We start from the raw sequence: 17306 nt of genomic DNA, 5'->3' as shown, positions 1-17306 counted from the left end.
CTCGTGAGCCAGCGCACCCTCGTCCTGCTCAAGCCCGACGCCGTCCGTCGTGGCCTGACCGGCGAGATCATCAGCCGCATCGAGCGCAAGGCGGGCTGGCAGATCACCGCGCTGGAGCTGCGCACCCTGGACCAGGAGACGCTGGAGCAGCACTACGGCGAGCACAAGGGCAAGCCCTTCTACGAGCCGCTGGTGGCGTTCATGGCCTCGGGTCCGGTCGTCGCGCTGATCGTCGAGGGCGAGCGGGTCATCGAGGGCGTGCGCGCGCTCGCCGGCCCGACCGACCCGATCGCCGCCGCCCCGGGCTCGATCCGCGGGGACTTCGGTGTGATCGTGCGCGAGAACCTCGTCCACGCCTCCGACTCCGAGGAGTCCGCGGAGCGCGAGGTGAAGATCTTCTTTCCCGGCCGGGTCTGACCCCGACAGCGGGACGAAGGGTCTGAAGCGGGCGATCGAGGGAACGTGAGCCCCCGAACGCCCGTCTCCGGAAGCGAACCCTCACAGCATCTGCAAACAATGGCGGAGACCGCTCCGCAGTGTTCGTGCAGGCGCGTTTACGATGGAAGCCTTCACGTCACAGCACCCACCTCGCCGACCTGATAAGCCCTCAAAGCTCATGGAAGGCCAGTCGAATCCTGATGGGGAACTCAATGTCGTTCATCGGCCGTGACATGGCTGTCGACCTCGGGACCGCCAACACGCTGGTGTACGTCAGGGGTCGCGGGATCGTACTCAACGAGCCGTCCGTCGTCGCGATCAACACCAACACCGGTGGCATCCTCGCGGTCGGCGCGGAAGCGAAGAAGATGATCGGGCGCACGCCCGGCAACATCGTTGCCGTGCGTCCGCTGAAGGACGGTGTGATCGCCGACTTCGAGATCACCGAGCGGATGCTCCGCTACTTCATCCTGAAGATCCACAAGCGGAGGTATCTGGCTCGGCCGCGGGTCGTCGTCTGTGTGCCCTCGGGCATTACGGGTGTCGAGCGCCGCGCCGTCATCGAGGCGTCGACCCAGGCCGGCGCCCGTCAGGTGCACATCATCGAGGAGCCCATGGCCGCTGCCATCGGCTCCGGCCTGCCGGTCCACGAGGCCACGGGCAACATGGTGGTGGACATCGGCGGCGGCACCACGGAGGTCGCGGTCATCTCGCTCGGCGGCATCGTCACCGCCCAGTCCATCCGCGTGGCGGGCGATGAACTGGACAACGCGATCATCCAGCACATCAAGAAGGAGTACAGCCTCCTCCTCGGTGAGCGGACCGCCGAACAGATCAAGATCACGATCGGTTCGGCCTACGACCTCGACGACGACCAGCACACCGAAATCCGCGGCCGTGACCTCGTCTCCGGGCTGCCCAAGACCGTCGTCATCTCGGCCGCCGAGGTGCGCAAGGCGATCGAGGAACCCGTCAACGCGATCGTCGACGCCGTGAAGACCACCCTCGACAAGTGTCCGCCGGAGCTGTCCGGCGACATCATGGACCGCGGGATCGTCCTGACCGGCGGCGGAGCGCTGCTGCGCGGTCTGGACGAGCGGCTGCGCCGGGAGACCGGCATGCCCATCCACATCGCCGAGGACCCGCTGGACAGCGTGGCGCTCGGCTCCGGGAAGTGTGTCGAGGAGTTCGAGGCGCTCCAGCAGGTCCTGGACGCCGCGCCCCGCAGATGACGTAACGCTTCGGTTCCGCCGTACGGGATGATCCCCTCTCGTGCGGCGGATCGTTGACATAGAGGCATAAGCTCCCACAAAGCGCCCTTGGTCATCCTGGCCCGGGGCTACCGCAATTCCCGAACCGCTTTCGACAACTGCTCGTCGACACCTGCTTCCTGATTCCTGTTCTTGGTTTTTTCTCGAGGAAGGGCACGGCCGCCGCACGTGAGGGACACACGAGAGAGCCGGCTGCTCCTGGTGCTGCTGATCGCCGTAGCGTTCGCGCTGATCACGGTGGACATCCGGGGTGGTGAGGACTCGCCGGTCGACGGTGCCCGGCAGGCCGCGGCCGCGGCCTTCGGTCCGATCGAGAACGGCGTGTCGTCGGCGGTGGATCCCGTCGGCAACGCCGTCTCCGCCGTCCGCGACTCCGGTGAGCGCCACGACCGGCTCACCGCGCTGGAGAAGGAGAACGCGGCCCTCAAGGCGAAACTCGGCAGCGACGACCGCAACCGCAGCCGTCTGGCCCAGCTCGACAAGATGCTGAAGATCGCCGGTACGGGCCAGTACGGCATCAAGGGCGCGGAGGTCATCGCGATAGGAGCGGCCCAGGGCTTCTCCTGGACCATCACCATCGACGTGGGCGCGAACGACGGCGTCCGGCGCGACATGACGGTCCTGAACGGCGAAGGGCTGGTCGGGCGGGTCACCACCGTCGGCCCGCACACCGCGACCGTGCTGCTGGCCAACGACCCCGACTTCACCGTCGGCACCCGGATGGAGGCGTCCGACGAGCTCGGTTTCGCCTCCGGGCAGGGCGACCGGCCGCTGCGCGTCGAACTCCTCAACGGCAAGGCCGACGTGAAGAAGGGCGACCGTCTGGTCACCTTCGGCTCGCAGGCCGACAAGCCCTTCGTCCCCGGTGTCCCGGTCGGCGTCGTCTCCCGGGTCGACCCCTCCGGCGGCGACCTCACCCGCACCCTCTACGTCACGCCGTACGTCAGCTACACCAAGCTCGACATCGTGGGCGTGGTCGTCGAGGCCCCGAAGAAGGACCCGCGCGACACCGTGCTCCCCTCGAAGCCCAAACCGGTCCCCACGCCGACGGTGACCGTCACGGTCACTCCGAACGCGAACGCACCCGTAGACGGCCAGCAGCAGTAGGAGCTGACAACCCCCATGCGCGTCAACCGGATCCTGCTCTCCGTCCCGCTCGTCGTCGTCGCCCTGGTGATCCAGGTGAGCGTCCTCGCCCGCCTCCACCTCCCGGGCGCCGTACCCGATCTGCTCCTGCTCACCGTGCTGGGCCTGGCCATGGTCTACGGCCATGTCGGCGGGGCCCTCATCGGCTTCGGCGCCGGTCTCCTCGCCGACCTCGCCCCGCCCGCCGACCACGCCGCCGGCCGCTACGCCCTGGTGCTGTGCGTGATCGGCTACCTCGCCGGGCTGATCAAGCCCGAGAGCGGCCAGATCAAGTCCGCCACCGGTCCGATGGTCGTCGTGGTCGGAGCCGCCATCGGCTCCACCCTGCTGTACGCCGGGGTGGGCGCCCTGGTCGGCGACACCGCGGCCCGTCACGTGGGCCTGACGGGACTGCTGTTCACGGCCGCCCTGTACGACCTGCTGCTCGCCCCGTTCGTCGTCCCCGCGGTCATGTTCCTGGCGCGGCGCGCCGACAACGACCCGCTCGCCGAGACCAACTCCGCCGCCAAGAGCCCCGACATCTCCTCGGGCTGGCTCTCCTCGGGGACGGGTCTGAGGATCGGCGGGCAGCGCGGCGGACTCAAGCTGAAGGCCGCCAGGTCGCGGGCGACCCGGGCGGGACGCATCAAGGGGGTCAAGCGGCTGTGACCAACATTCCCGAGACCGGTCGGACCCCACGGGTCCAGATCAGGCTCGTCGTGATCCAGATCCTCGTCCTCTCCCTGCTCGGCACGCTCGGCGGCCGCCTGTGGTACCTCCAGATCCGGGAGGGCGCCGCGTACGCCAAGGAGGCCTCCGGCAACCACGTGCAGCAGGTCGTCGAACCCGCCGTGCGCGGCTCGATCCTGGACGCGCGCGGGGTGGCCCTCGCGGACAACGAGACCCGCCTGGTGGTCTCCGCCTCCCGTACCGACCTGCTGAAGCAGAAGGACGACGGCAAGGCGGTCCTGACCAAGCTGGCGGGCGTCCTCGGCATGAAGCCCGACGAGGTCGCCCAGAAGGTCCGGCTGTGCGACGCGAAGACCCCCCAGCCCTGCTGGAACGGCTCGCCCTACCAGCCGATCCCCATCACCGACGAGGCCACCGCCAAGCAGGCGCTCCAGATCCGCGAGCGTGCCGAGGACTTCCCCGGCATCACCGCCGAGCCCGAGGCCGTGCGCCGCTACGCGGCCCCCGGCAACGCCAACACCGCGCAGGTCCTCGGCTACCTCTCCCCGGTCACCGACGACGAGATCACCAAGGCCCAGGACACCGACTCGCCCTACCTGCGCTCCGACCAGGTCGGCCGCAGCGGCCTGGAGCGCCAGTACGACAAGCAGCTGCGTGGCAAGGCCGGCGTCACCCGCTACGAGGTGGACAACCTCGGCCGGGTCATCGGCGAGGCCGAGGCGGACGAGGCGCAGCCCGGTTCCAACCTCGTCACCAGCATCGACGCCCGCGTCCAACGGGTCGCCGAGTACGAACTGAACAACGCGATGAAGATCGCCCGCACCCAGTTCGACAAGATCACCGGCGAGAACTACAAGGCCGACTCCGGCGCGGTCGTGGTGATGGAGGCCAAGACCGGCCGGGTCGTCGCCATGGCCTCCGCCCCGGCCTACGACCCCAACGTCTGGGTCGGCGGCATCTCCGCCAAGGACTACAAGAAGCTCACCGGCAAGACCTCCGACTACCCGCTGCTCAACCGGGCCATACAGGGTCAGTCGGCACCGGGTTCGACGTTCAAGGTGGTCTCCACGGCCGCCGCGGTCGAGGCGGGCTACGAGTGGGACGGCGGCTACCCGTGCACCAGTTCCTACTCGGTGGGCGGCCAGGTCTTCAAGAACTTCGAGGGGGAGAGCTTCGGCCCGATCTCGCTCGGCCGGGCCCTGGAGGTCTCCTGCGACACCGTCTTCTACGGCCTGGCGGACCGGGAGTGGAAGAAGGACGGCGGCATCAACCCGAAGAAGGGTGAGCCCAAGGACTACTTCTACAAGGCGGCCCACCAGTTCGGCCTCGGCCAGGAGACCGGCGTCGACCTCCCCAACGAGGTGACCGGCCGGGTCCCGGACCGCCAGTGGAAGGAGTCCTACTGGAAGGCCAACAAGGACTCCTGGTGCAAGTACGGCAAGAAGGGCGGCACGTACGTCGAGATGATCGCGTACGAGAACTGCCTCGAGGGCAACAAGATGCGTGAGGGCGACTCGATCAACTACTCCATCGGTCAGGGCGACACCCTCGTCACCCCGATCCAGGAGGCCGTGATCTACGGGGCTCTCGCCAACGGCGGCACGATGTACACCCCGACCATCGGCAAGGCCATCGTCAGCGCCGACGGGAAGACCGTCCAGGAGATCAAGCCCAAGCCCAAGGGCCGGCTTCCGGTCGACAAGGCCACGATCAAGGGCATGGACGCCGCCCTGGAGGGCGTGGTCACCCGGGGTACCGCCGCCTGGAAGTTCGGCGGCTGGCCGCAGGAGGAGATCCCGCTGCACGCCAAGACCGGTACCGCGGAGGTCTACGGCAAGCAGACGACGTCCTGGCTCGCCACGTACAGCAAGGACTACACGGTCATCATGACGATCGCCCAGGCCGGTACCGGTTCGGGCGCCTCCGGTGAGGCCGTGCGGCACATCTACAACGCGATGTACGGCGTCTCCGACGACGGCAAGATCGACAAGAAGAACGCCCTGCTGCCCTCCCCGCAGGTCGGCCTGCCGAAGGTCCAGGCCGACGGCACCATCAAGGCCCCGAAGGTCTCCAAGGACCCGGCGAAGGAGCAGCGCGCCAGCCAGCAGACCGCGCCGACGCCGGACGAGAGCCAGCCCGCGGGCACCGCACAGCAGAACACCAGCACCAACCGCGACACCCGCAGGCGACGGCGGAAGAGGGGAAGCCGGAGGATGTGCACATGACCGGCGCGAACGGTTTCTCCGTCTCCGGATACGGGCCCGAGCGGGCCGGCTGGACCCGGGTCTTCGCCCGGGACTCGGTGGCCCGGCGGCTGGACTGGCCGATACTGATGTCGGCGATCGCCCTGTCGCTGATCGGTTCCCTCCTGGTCTTCTCGGCGACCCGCAACCGCACCGAGATCAACCAGGGCGACCCGTACTACTTCCTCATCCGGCACCTGATGAACACCGGCATCGGGATCTGCCTGATGATCGGCACGATCTGGCTGGGCCACCGCACCCTGCGCAACGCGGTGCCGGTCCTGTACGGCCTCTCGCTCATGGGCATTCTGGCCGTGCTGACCCCGCTGGGCTCGACGGTCAACGGCGCGCACTCGTGGATCGTGATCGGCGGCGGTTTCTCGCTCCAGCCCTCGGAGTTCGTGAAGATCACGATCATTCTGGGCATGGCGATGCTGCTCGCGGCCCGGGTCGACGCCGGTGACAAGCTCTACCCCGACCACCGCACGGTGCTCCAGGCCCTCGGTCTCGCGGCCGTCCCCATGCTGATCGTCATGCTGATGCCCGACCTCGGGTCGGTCATGGTGATGGTGATGATCGTGCTGGGCGTGCTGCTGGCCTCCGGCGCCTCCAACCGCTGGGTCTTCGGACTCCTCGGCGCGGGCGCGGCCGGCGCCGTCGCGGTCTGGCAGCTGCACGTCCTGGACGAGTACCAGATCGCCCGCTTCGCCGCCTTCGCCAACCCCAGCCTCGACCCCGCGGGCGTCGGCTACAACACCAACCAGGCCCGCATCGCGATCGGCTCCGGCGGCCTCTCAGGCGCCGGGCTGTTCCACGGCTCGCAGACGACGGGCCAGTTCGTTCCCGAGCAGCAGACGGACTTCGTCTTCACCGTCGCGGGCGAGGAGCTGGGCTTCCTGGGCGCGGGCCTGATCATCGTCCTGCTCGGTGTGGTGCTCTGGCGCGCCTGCCGCATAGCGCGTGAGACGACGGAGCTCTACGGCACGGTCGTCGCCGCGGGTATCGTCGCCTGGTTCGCCTTCCAGTCCTTCGAGAACATCGGGATGACCCTCGGGATCATGCCGGTGACGGGTCTGCCGCTGCCGTTCGTCTCCTACGGCGGTACGTCCATGTTCGCGGTCTGGGTGGCCGTGGGGCTGCTCCAGTCCATCCGGGTGCAGCGGCCCATGTCGGCCTGAGAGGCGCGAGAACACGCCGGACCTCGCGCTTTCGGTGGCCCGGACCGTGATTCGGGTCCCGGGCGCACTGCCGTTCGGGCCCGACTCGGACTAGGTTCGGTTCATGACGGAGACGAAACGCGAGATCGAGCGCAAGTACGAATCCGACGAGAGCGGCCTGCCCGACCTGACCGGTGCCGGGGGTGTCGCGTCCGTCCTCGACAGAGGCGTCGCCGAGCTGGACGCGACCTACTACGACACCTCCGACCTGCGTCTGGCCTCGGCCTCGATCACGCTGCGCCGCCGTACCGGGGGCTCCGACGCCGGCTGGCACCTGAAACTGCCCGTCGGGCCCGGAGTCCGGGACGAGATCCGGGCCTCCCTCTCCGACGCCGTACCCGACGAACTCGCCGGACTGGTCCGCTCCCGGGTCCGCGAGGGGCAGCTCGTGCCCGTGGTGCGGCTGCGCTCCAGCCGTGACGTCCGCGACCTCGTCGACGCCCGTGGCCGGCTGCTCGCCGAGGCCAGCGTGGACGCCGTACGCGCCGACCGGCTGTTCGGCGGCGAGGGCAGCGCCCAGTGGACCGAGATCGAGGTGGAGCTCGCCGACGGCGGCGACCCGGCCTTCCTCGACAAGGTGGAGAAGCGGCTGCGCAAGGCGGGCGTACGGCCGTCCCGCTCGGCGTCGAAGCTGGCGCGGGCCCTTGCGGAGACCAAGGGCGGGCATCCGCGGCCCCGGGACACCGGCCCCGCCGAGCCGGTCACCGCCGGGGACCACGTCATGGCGTACATCCGCGCCCAGCGCGACGCGATCGTCGAGCTGGACCCCGCGGTGCGCCGGGACGCCGAGGAGGCGGTCCACGACATGCGGGTCGCCACCCGCCGCCTGCGCAGCACGTTCCGCTCCTTCCACAAGGTCCTCGACCGGGAGGTGACCGACCCGATCGGCGCCGAACTGAAGTGGCTGGCAGGGGAGTTGGGGGTGGGCCGCGATCACGAGGTGCTGGCCGAGCGGCTGGGCACGGCCCTCGGCGAACTGCCCTCCGCGCTCGTCTCCGGGCCGGTGAACGAGCGGCTGCACTCCTGGGCCAAGGCCGGCGAACACGGTTCGCGCCGCCGGCTGCTCGGTGTGCTCGACTCACCGCGTTATCTGACGCTCCTCGACACGCTGGACGCCGTGGTCGGCGATCCGCCCACGCGGAAGGCCGCGGCCAGGAAGCCGGACAAGGTGCTGGCCAAGGCCGTGCGCAAGGACTTCGACAAGGTGTCCGCGCTCGTCGGGGAGGCCCTGGAGCAGCCGCCCGGACACGGCCGCGACGAGGCCATGCACGAGGCGCGCAAGAAGGCCAAGCGGACCCGCTACGCGGCGGAGACCGCCACCCCGGCCGTCGGCGGGGCGGCCAAGACCCTGGCCAAGTGCATGAAATCGTTGCAGAGCCTGCTCGGTGAGCACCAGGACAGCGTCATGGCGCGGCAGACCCTGCGCGAGCTGTCGGCCGTGGCGCACGCCGCGGGGGAGAGCGCCTTCACGTACGGACTGCTCTACGGCCGTGAGGAGGGGCGGGCCGACCTGGCGGAGGAGGCACTGCCGCAGGTGTGGGCGGCCACACAGGCGTCGATGGAGGTTTAGCCCGTCGGCGGCGGGCTTTCGCGGGGGCGGGGGAGTGCTCCGGTCGGGTTACGCTTGATGGTCTCCCTTCCTCCGGCCCTCGGCCGGGGGCGCCCCCCGCCAGCTCACGAAGGTAATCCCGCGATGTCTGTCGAGTCGGTCTTCCCGCAGCTAGAAGCCTTGCTCCCGCATGTGCAGAAGCCGATCCAGTACGTGGGCGGCGAGCTCAACTCCACCGTGAAGCCCTGGGAGTCCTGCGACGTCCGCTGGGCGCTCATGTACCCGGACGCCTACGAGGTCGGCCTGCCCAACCAGGGCGTCATGATCCTCTACGAGGTGCTGAACGAGCAGGAGGGCGTCCTCGCCGAGCGCACGTACAGCGTGTGGCCGGACCTGGAGGCGCTGATGCGGGAGCACTCCGTCCCGCAGTTCACGGTCGACAGCCACCGCCCGGTGGGCGCCTTCGACGTGTTCGGGCTGTCCTTCTCCACGGAGCTGGGCTACACCAACATGCTCACGGCCCTGGACCTGGCCGGGATCCCCCTGGAGGCGAAGGACCGGGGTCTCGACGACCCGATCGTGCTGGCCGGCGGGCACGCGGCCTTCAACCCCGAGCCGATCGCCGACTTCATCGACGCGGCGGTCATCGGCGACGGCGAGCAGGCCGTCCTGGACATGACGAAGATCATCCGCGAGTGGAAGGCGGAGGGCCGGCCGGGCGGCCGCGAGGAGGTCCTCCTGCGTCTCGCCAAGACCGGCGCGGTGTACATCCCGCGCTTCTACGACGTCGAGTACCTGCCGGACGGCCGGATCGCCCGCGTGGTGCCGAACAGGTCGGGCGTCCCGTGGCGGGTGTCCAAGCACACGGTCATGGACCTCGACGAGTGGCCCTACCCCAAGCAACCGCTGGTCCCGCTCGCCGAGACGGTCCACGAGCGCATGTCGGTGGAGATCTTCCGCGGCTGCACCCGCGGCTGCCGCTTCTGCCAGGCCGGCATGATCACGCGCCCGGTGCGCGAGCGGTCGATCACCGGCATCGGCGACATGGTGGAGAAGGGCCTGAAGGCGACCGGCTTCGAGGAGGTGGGCCTGCTCTCGCTGTCCAGCGCAGACCACAGCGAGATCGGCGAGGTCGCCAAGGGCCTCGCGGACCGCTACGAGGAGGACAAGATCGGCCTGTCCCTCCCCTCCACCCGGGTCGACGCCTTCAACGTGGACCTGGCCAACGAACTGACGCGCAACGGCCGCCGGTCGGGCCTGACCTTCGCCCCCGAGGGCGGCTCGGAGCGCATGCGCAAGGTCATCAACAAGATGGTCTCCGAAGAGGACCTCATCAGGACGGTCTCCACCGCGTACGGCAACGGCTGGCGCCAGGTGAAGCTGTACTTCATGTGCGGTCTGCCGACGGAGACCGACGACGACGTCCTCCAGATCGCCGACATGGCGATGAACGTGATCGCCGAGGGCCGCAAGGTCTCCGGCCAGAACGACATCCGCTGCACGGTCTCGATCGGCGGGTTCGTGCCGAAGCCGCACACCCCGTTCCAGTGGGCGCCGCAGCTCTCCGCCGAGGAGACGGACGCCCGTCTCCAGAAGCTCCGCGACAAGATCCGCGGCGACAAGAAGTACGGCCGCTCCATCGGCTTCCGCTACCACGACGGCAAGCCCGGCATCGTCGAGGGCCTCCTGTCGCGCGGTGACCGCCGTATCGGCGCCGTCATCCGCGCCGTCTACGAGGACGGCGGCCGCTTCGACGGCTGGCGCGAGCACTTCTCGTACGACCGCTGGATGGCCTGCGCGGACAAGACGCTGCCCGCCTTCGGTGTGGACGTCGACTGGTACACCACCCGTGAGAAGTCCTACGAGGAGGTCCTGCCCTGGGACCACCTGGACTCGGGCCTCGACAAGGACTGGCTCTGGGAGGACTGGCAGGACGCCCTCGACGAGACCGAGGTCGAGGACTGCCGCTGGACGCCCTGCTTCGACTGCGGCGTGTGCCCGGCCATGGACACCCACATCCAGATCGGCCCGACCGGCAAGAAGCTGCTGCCGCTGACGGTCAAGCAGCCCGCGGGCAGCGGACACGCCCACTGAGCCGCCGAGTTGCCGAGCCACTGAGCCGCTGAAGTCCCCGGCCCGAGCCCCCCTTCCCGCGGGAAGGGGGGCTCGGTCGTGTCCGGGGCACGGCGCCGCGTCCGTGGCCCGGCGGGCACGGTTGCGGCCTGCCGGTGCATCCGGCGGGCCCCCTGTGGCGTCTATGCCGACATGGACCTGGAGAAACCACCCGCCGCGACCCCCGCGCGGACGCCCGACCGCACCCCCGACGGAACGCCCGAGGGGTGTCTCGTCGTCGCGGTCCGGCTGCCCGTGCGGATCGTCGTGCTCGTGCTGGTCCTGCCCGTGCGGATGGCGTGGGACGCGCTCGTCGTCGGGGGCCGGTTCCTCCGGGACACGGTGCTGCGGCCGGTCGGGCGGGGCCTGTGGTGGCTGGTGCAGACGCTGGTCCTGCGGCCGCTGGCCGGGCTGTGGCGGTATGTCGTCGTACCCGTGGCCGGGGCCCTCGCACGGCTGGCACACGCGCTGCTCGTGGTGCCGGTGGTGTGGAGCTACCGGTACGTCCTGACCCCGGTCGGGCACGGCGTCGGACGGCTGGTCCGGCTGATCGGGACCGGGCTCGCGTGGACGGCCCGGGTGACCGGAGCCGGGCTGGGGTGGGCGGCCCGGTGCGCCGGGGCCGGGCTGGGATGGCTGTACGCGCGCGTGCTGACCCCCGCCGGACACGCGGCCGGCCGGCTGCTGCGGGCCGTCGGGGGCGTTCTCGCCGCCGTCGGCACCGGCGCGTACACCGTGGTGGCCTGGCTGGTGCGCCACCTCGTCGTGGCGCCCGCGCGCTGGATCCGCGCCTGGATCCTCGCGCCGTCCGGCCGGGCCGTCGTCCGGTGCGCGCGAGGGCTGTGGCGCCTCGTCGAACTGCTCGTCACCGGAATCGGTCTGGTCCTGTACTGGACCGCCCGCATCCTGGTCGCGCTGCCCCTCCTCGCCCTGTGGCGCTGGGTCCTCGCCCCCGCCGGCCGCTTCCTCGCGGTCGTCGCCCGGGAGGTGGGGGAGGCCCTCGGCCACGCCTGGCGGATCGCGGGACGGATCTCCCTGACGGTCGGACGGTTCCTCGGGACCCTCTTCCGGTGGATCTTCGTGGAGCCGGCGCGGTGGGCGTACCGGACCGTCCTGACCCCGGTCGGGCACGCCGTACGGGACGCCGTGCTGAGGCCCGCCGCCCAGGCCGCGCGCAGCGTGGGCCGCACCGCCCGGCAGACGCTGGCCGCCGCCCGGGAGACGGCCCGGCAGGCCCGCGCCGACGTGCGCCGGATGCTCTTCGGCGAGTCCCGCCGGCCGTCGGCGGTCGCCCGGCGGGAACCATCGGCGGACGGGACACGTACTCTTGGTAGGAGTACGACCGCTCTCACGAAGGACTGAACGACACTGGGCAAGCGACAGCCCGAAGGCCCGCCGCCCGCACCCGCGGTGCAGCGCATCCGACTGCGCTACACCAAGCGCGGCCGCCTCCGGTTCACCAGCCACCGTGACTTCCAGCGCGCCTTCGAGCGTGCGTTGCGCCGTGCCGAGGTGCCGATGGCGTACTCGGCCGGGTTCACACCGCATCCGAAGGTGTCGTACGCCAATGCCGCACCCACCGGCACGGGCAGTGAGGCGGAGTACCTGGAGATCGCGCTCACCGCGGCGCGTGACCCGGAGCAGCTGAGAGCCCTCCTCGACGAGTCGCTGCCCACCGGGCTCGACGTCGTCGACGCGGTCGAGGTCCGGACCTCGGGGCTTGCCGACCGGCTGACGGCCTCCGTGTGGGAGCTGCGGCTGGACGGCGTGGACCCGGCCGAGGCCGACCGCGCGGTCGAGGCCTTCAACCGGGCCGGGACCGTCGAGGTCCAGCGCATGGCCAAGAACGGCGTCCGCACCTTCGACGCCCGTGCCGCCGTCGTCCACCTCGAAACGCACAGTGAACCCGCTGATAGGCCGACGGACCGGCCTTGTGCGATACTGCGCCTGGTTGTTCGGCACGTGACGCCTGCCGTACGACCCGACGACGTCCTGTCCGGTCTTCGCGCCGTGGCCGACCTGGCGCCGCCGGTCCCCGCTGCGGTGACCAGGCTGGCGCAGGGGCTGTTCGATGAAGAGACCGGCACGGTGACCGACCCGCTCGCGCCCGACCGCGAGGCAGCACAGGCCCCCACAACGGCCGAACCCGCTGCCGCCGCGAAGGCGCCCGCGTAGGGAAGGTTCCGCGAAGGAACGTACGCCGTAGCGCCGCCCTCGACTCGGGAGCCACCTGGGTCGGGCGGCGAACCGACCACAAGACTTTCGCCAGGCCGTCCGCATTCGGCGTACGGAACCGGCGAGACAGGACACAGAGAGCTCCCGTGCGGCGCCCGCGCCCCGGACGGCGGCACCGCGCATCGCGCGAGCCGCGGACGTCAACGGCGATCGATCCTCCGTGATCGACGCCGGACCAGGCGCGGCGCCCGGGAGCCCTGACGGGAGAAACGCCCGCATGCTCGAACCGACCGAATCCGCAGAGTCCGTCCAGGACTCCGAAGCGAACACCCCCAGCGACACCCTGCCGCCGCGCCGCCGGCGCCGTGCCGCCTCCCGGCCGGCGGGTCCGCCGACCGCCGCCGCCGACACCTCCGCCGAGATCACCACGCCGGCCATACCGGCCGTGGAGTCCGCCGAGCAGCTGGCGGACGAAGACCTCGAGGACGGGACGGCCGCGACCGCCGCCGCCGAGGCCGCGGCAGCCGTCGAGGCGCCCGCCGAGGCCGCGCCCCGCACGCGCCGCCGGGCCACCCGCCGCGCCTCCGCGCCCGCCGGCGCCCCGGCCGACGCCGAGGCCGCCGAGACCGTCGTGCCGGTGGCCGCCGAGCAGGACGCCCCCGCCGCGGAGGCCGCCGTGGAGGAGCCCGCCGAGGACGGCGGTCCCCGCCGCGCCCGTCGCCGGGCCACCCGCCGGGTGTCCGCGCCCGCCGCCGAGACCGCCGAGGCGACCGCCGAGACCGTCGAGCCCGCCGCCGGGACGGCCGAGGCCGACCGGCAGCCCGCCGTCGAGTCCGCGCCCGCCGAGCCCGAGACCGCGCCCCGTACGCGGCGCCGCGCCACCCGCCGGGCGACCGCGCCCGCCGGTGCGCCGGAGGCCGTCACGCCCGCCGTCGCCGAGACCGCGGCTCCCGCGCAGGCCGAGGTGCGGGCCGAGGCTCCCGCCGTGACCGAGGAGCCGTCCGCCGAGGCCGTCGAGCCCGCCCCCCGCACCCGTCGCCGCGCCACCCGCCGGGCGGCCGCGCCCGCCGAGGCCGAGGTTCCACAGGCCCCCCAGGCCCCCGAGACCGTCGAGGAGCCGGCGGTCGCCGCCGTCGAGGAGCCGAAGGCCCCCGAAGCCCCTGCCGCGCCCGCCGAGGCCGCTCCGGCCGAGGAGGACGCCGGTCCGCGTCGCGGACGCCGCCGGGCGGTCCGCCGGGCCGCCGGCGGTTTCACCGCGCCCTCGCAGGAGAACGCCGAGGCGGACGCGCCGCGTCGCCCCGCGCGCCCGGCGGTCGCCGTGTTCCAGGCGCCCGTGTTCGCCGAACCGCAGTTCCAGACCCCGCAGCGGGCGGCCGCCGAGGCCGCCGCGGCCGAGGCCGAGGTGACGGAGCCCGAGGAGCCCGAGGAGACCCCCGAGCTCGTCGAGGAGCCGGCCGGGTCGCGCCGCCGTCGCCGCCGCCGTGCCGCCGGCGCGGGCGAGGAGGCCGCTTCCGGCCGCACCGCCGCGCCCGCCGCGGCCACGCCGCCCGCCGCCGAGGAGGAGCCGGAGTCCGAGCCCGAGGAGGCCGACGAGGCCGCCGAGGACGTCGTCGACGGTGACGACGAGGGCGAGGACACCGGCTCGCGCCGCCGTCGCCGCCGCGGTGGCCGTCGCCGTCGCCGCGGCGATGCCGCCGACGGTGAGGGCGACTCCGGTGACGCCGAGTCCGACGAGTTCGCCGCCGAGCAGGCCGCGCAGGACGCCGAGGACACCGCCGAGCAGGAGGACGAGGACGCGGAGGACGCGGACGAGGAGCCCGGTGGCTCCACCGCGGGCAGCCGCCGTCGCCGCCGTCGCCGTCGTCGTGCCGGTGACTCCTCGGGCGAGGCCGAGCAGCCGGGCGACGGCGACCCCGAGCGCACGGTCGTCAAGGTCCGTGAGCCGCGCAAGCCGTCCGAGCCCTCCGACGAGGTGCAGTCCATCAAGGGCTCGACCCGTCTCGAGGCCAAGAAGCAGCGCCGCCGCGAAGGCCGCGAGCAGGGCCGCCGCCGGGTGCCGATCATCACCGAGGCCGAGTTCCTGGCCCGGCGCGAGGCCGTCGAGCGGGTGATGGTCGTCCGCCAGAGCGGCGAGCGCACCCAGATCGGCGTCCTGGAAGACAACGTGCTCGTCGAGCACTACGTCAACAAGGAGCAGGCCACCTCCTACGTCGGCAACGTGTACCTGGGCAAGGTCCAGAACGTGCTGCCGTCGATGGAGGCCGCCTTCATCGACATCGGCAAGGGCCGCAACGCGGTGCTCTACGCCGGTGAGGTCAACTTCGAGGCGCTCGGCATGGCCAACGGGCCGCGCCGCATCGAGGCCGCCCTCAAGTCGGGCCAGTCGGTCCTCGTCCAGGTGACGAAGGACCCGATCGGACACAAGGGCGCCCGCCTGACCAGCCAGGTCTCCCTGCCGGGCCGCTACCTCGTGTACGTGCCCGAGGGCTCGATGACCGGCATCAGCCGCAAGCTGCCCGACACCGAGCGGGCCCGTCTGAAGACGATCCTCAAGAAGATCGTCCCCGAGGACGCGGGCGTCATCGTGCGCACCGCAGCCGAGGGCGCGAGCGAGGACGAGCTGCGCCGTGACGTCGAGCGTCTCCAGGGGCAGTGGGAGGACATCCAGAAGAAGGCGAAGAACGGTGGCGGCTCGAACGCCCCGTCGCTGCTGTACGGCGAGCCGGACATGACCGTCCGGGTCGTGCGCGACATCTTCAACGAGGACTTCTCCAAGGTCATCGTCAGCGGCGAGGAGGCCTGGTCGACGATCCACGGCTATGTCTCGCACGTGGCGCCCGACCTGACCGACCGCCTGTCGAAGTGGACCTCCGAGGTCGACGTCTTCGCCACGTACCGGATCGACGAGCAGCTCGCCAAGGCGCTGGACCGCAAGGTCTGGCTGCCCAGCGGCGGTTCGCTGGTGATCGACCGGACCGAGGCGATGGTCGTCGTCGACGTCAACACCGGCAAGTTCACCGGCCAGGGCGGCAACCTCGAGGAGACCGTCACCAGGAACAACCTGGAGGCGGCCGAGGAGATCGTGCGCCAGCTGCGGCTGCGCGACCTCGGCGGCATCATCGTGATCGACTTCATCGACATGGTGCTGGAGTCCAACCGGGACCTGGTGCTGCGGCGCCTGCTCGAATGCCTGGGCCGTGACCGGACGAAGCACCAGGTCGCCGAGGTGACCTCGCTGGGCCTCGTCCAGATGACCCGCAAGCGGGTCGGACAGGGGCTGCTGGAGTCGTTCTCCGAGACCTGCGTCCACTGCAACGGGCGCGGTGTCATCGTCCACATGGAGCAGCCGACCGCCGTCGGTGGCGGCGGCAAGCGCAAGAAGCGCGGCCGCGGTGGCGACGGACAGGGCCACGACCACGAGCACGAGACGGTGGCCGCCGACCTCGTCGAGCCCGCGACGGTCGTCGAGGAGGAGACGGAGAGCGAGGCCGAGGTCGCCGCCGAGGTGGCCGAGCCGATCGCGCTCGCGTCCCCCGAGTTCGCGGCCGACGAGGAGCTGTACAGCAGCGTCGCCGAGGCGGAGGCCGCCGCCACGCGCGGTCGCGGCCGCCGTCGGGCGAGCCGCAGGGCGTCCGCTCCGGCGGGAGCGCCGCGCGGCGGTCAGCCGCGCAGGGCGGGCGGATCCGAGGCGTTCGCCCCGGCCGAGCCGGCCGGCACCCCCGTCGAGGAGACCGCCGAGGCGCCCACCGCGCAGGAGGTCACCGCCGAGGCGGAGGCCGGGCGTCCCGTGCAGCCGGCCGATGCGGTCGCCGCCCAGGCCGCGCCGGTCGCCGCCGAGGACCCGGTCGTCGAGGCCCAGGTCACCGAGGCACCGGTCACCGAGGCGGCCGTCGAGACGCCGCAGGCCGAGGCGCCGGTCGTCGACGACGCCGCGCCGAAGGGCCGTACGCGTCGGCGGGCCACCCGCAAGGTGTCCGCGCCGGCCGGTTCGCCCGCGGGGGCCGAGGCCGCCGTCGTGACGGTCACCGAGCCGTCGGTCGCGCCGGCCCCGGCCGCCGAGGTCGCCGAAGTGGAGCAGCCCGAGGCCGAGCAGGCCGCCGAGCCCGTCGCCGAGAGCGCGGCCCCGGCCCGCCCGCGGCGCCGTGCCGTGCGCAAGGCCACCGCGCCGACCGCGTCCGAGGAGACGGCCGTCGTGGTCGTCCCGTCGGCCGCGGCGGAGACCACCGCCGAGGAGGGCGACACGCCCGCCGAGGACGCGGAGGCCGCTCCGGCGAAGAAGACGGCCGCCCGCAAGACGGCGAAGAAGGCCACGGCGAAGAAGGCCGCCACCAAGAAGACGGCGGCGGCCAAGAAGACGGCCGCGAAGAAGACCGTCGCCAAGAAGACGACGGCGAAGAAGGCGGCGAAGGCGGTGTCGAAGACCACGGCGGCGACCCAGCAGAGCCAGCCGACCGTCACGGCCTCGACGCAGGAGTGATCCCCGCTC

The 17306-nt window shown here is 71.9% G+C and carries 11 protein-coding genes; all 11 read left to right on the top strand.

The annotated features are described in order from the left end of the window. Positions 1-3: 3 nt before the first annotated feature. The 11 genes from ndk (at position 4) to Saso_RS12705 (ending at position 17297) form a co-directional block, all read left to right on the top strand. Complete coding sequence (gene ndk / locus Saso_RS12755; RefSeq protein ID WP_189917730.1) at positions 4-417, top strand: nucleoside-diphosphate kinase; 414 nt, start codon at positions 4-6, stop codon at positions 415-417. Positions 418-650: 233 nt separating this feature from the next. Further along, positions 651-1670 (top strand): rod shape-determining protein, encoded by a 1020-nt coding sequence (locus Saso_RS12750; RefSeq protein ID WP_020127820.1) that lies wholly within the window; start codon positions 651-653, stop codon positions 1668-1670. A 207-nt stretch (positions 1671-1877) separates the two neighbouring features. Further along, on the top strand, positions 1878-2816 hold the full coding sequence (gene mreC, locus Saso_RS12745; RefSeq protein ID WP_189917729.1) for a rod shape-determining protein MreC: 939 nt from the start codon (positions 1878-1880) through the stop codon (positions 2814-2816). Positions 2817-2831: 15 nt separating this feature from the next. After that, positions 2832-3503 carry a rod shape-determining protein MreD gene (mreD, locus tag Saso_RS12740; RefSeq protein ID WP_189917728.1) on the top strand — a complete coding sequence of 224 codons (672 nt, stop codon included), beginning with the start codon at positions 2832-2834 and terminating at the stop codon, positions 3501-3503. Further along, the gene (mrdA, locus tag Saso_RS12735; protein WP_189917726.1) at positions 3500-5749 is read left to right on the top strand and encodes a penicillin-binding protein 2; all 2250 of its coding nucleotides are present in this window, start codon (positions 3500-3502) and stop codon (positions 5747-5749) included. The genes mreD and mrdA overlap by 4 nt, the downstream gene beginning before the upstream one ends. Then, the gene (gene rodA / locus Saso_RS12730; RefSeq protein WP_189917724.1) at positions 5746-6945 is read left to right on the top strand and encodes a rod shape-determining protein RodA; all 1200 of its coding nucleotides are present in this window, start codon (positions 5746-5748) and stop codon (positions 6943-6945) included. The genes mrdA and rodA overlap by 4 nt, the downstream gene beginning before the upstream one ends. A 103-nt stretch (positions 6946-7048) precedes the next feature. Continuing rightward, positions 7049-8554 carry a CYTH and CHAD domain-containing protein gene (locus tag Saso_RS12725; RefSeq protein WP_189917722.1) on the top strand — a complete coding sequence of 502 codons (1506 nt, stop codon included), beginning with the start codon at positions 7049-7051 and terminating at the stop codon, positions 8552-8554. Between the two features lie 123 nt (positions 8555-8677). Further along, positions 8678-10627, top strand: coding sequence for a TIGR03960 family B12-binding radical SAM protein (locus Saso_RS12720; protein WP_189917720.1), 1950 nt, complete (start codon positions 8678-8680; stop codon positions 10625-10627). A gap of 171 nt (positions 10628-10798) precedes the next feature. Next, a complete protein-coding gene (locus Saso_RS12715; protein WP_189917718.1) occupies positions 10799-12007 on the top strand; it encodes a hypothetical protein in 1209 nt (402 codons plus the stop codon). Between the two features lie 48 nt (positions 12008-12055). Continuing rightward, entirely contained in the window at positions 12056-12820 is a 765-nt protein-coding gene (locus Saso_RS12710) for a TIGR03936 family radical SAM-associated protein (protein ID WP_189917716.1), read from the top strand. 277 nt (positions 12821-13097) lie between these two features. Beyond that, positions 13098-17297 carry an Rne/Rng family ribonuclease gene (locus Saso_RS12705; RefSeq protein WP_189917714.1) on the top strand — a complete coding sequence of 1400 codons (4200 nt, stop codon included), beginning with the start codon at positions 13098-13100 and terminating at the stop codon, positions 17295-17297. Positions 17298-17306: the final 9 nt, after the last annotated feature.

This window comes from Streptomyces asoensis (assembly GCF_016860545.1).
Lineage (GTDB): Bacteria > Actinomycetota > Actinomycetes > Streptomycetales > Streptomycetaceae > Streptomyces > Streptomyces asoensis.
The sequence above is the reverse complement of the archived record's forward strand: the minus strand, read 5'-3'. Positions and strand labels throughout refer to the sequence as shown.

Excerpts from the sequence above, each read along its gene's own strand:
- Saso_RS12750 (WP_020127820.1), top strand. The coding sequence starts at position 651 with ATGTCGTTCATCGGCCGTGACATGGCTGTCGACCTCGGGACCGCCAAC.
- mreD (WP_189917728.1), top strand. The coding sequence starts at position 2,832 with ATGCGCGTCAACCGGATCCTGCTCTCCGTCCCGCTCGTCGTCGTCGCC.
- rodA (WP_189917724.1), top strand. The coding sequence starts at position 5,746 with ATGACCGGCGCGAACGGTTTCTCCGTCTCCGGATACGGGCCCGAGCGG.
- Saso_RS12725 (WP_189917722.1), top strand. The coding sequence starts at position 7,049 with ATGACGGAGACGAAACGCGAGATCGAGCGCAAGTACGAATCCGACGAG.
- Saso_RS12720 (WP_189917720.1), top strand. The coding sequence starts at position 8,678 with ATGTCTGTCGAGTCGGTCTTCCCGCAGCTAGAAGCCTTGCTCCCGCAT.
- Saso_RS12715 (WP_189917718.1), top strand. The coding sequence starts at position 10,799 with ATGGACCTGGAGAAACCACCCGCCGCGACCCCCGCGCGGACGCCCGAC.
- Saso_RS12705 (WP_189917714.1), top strand. The coding sequence starts at position 13,098 with ATGCTCGAACCGACCGAATCCGCAGAGTCCGTCCAGGACTCCGAAGCG.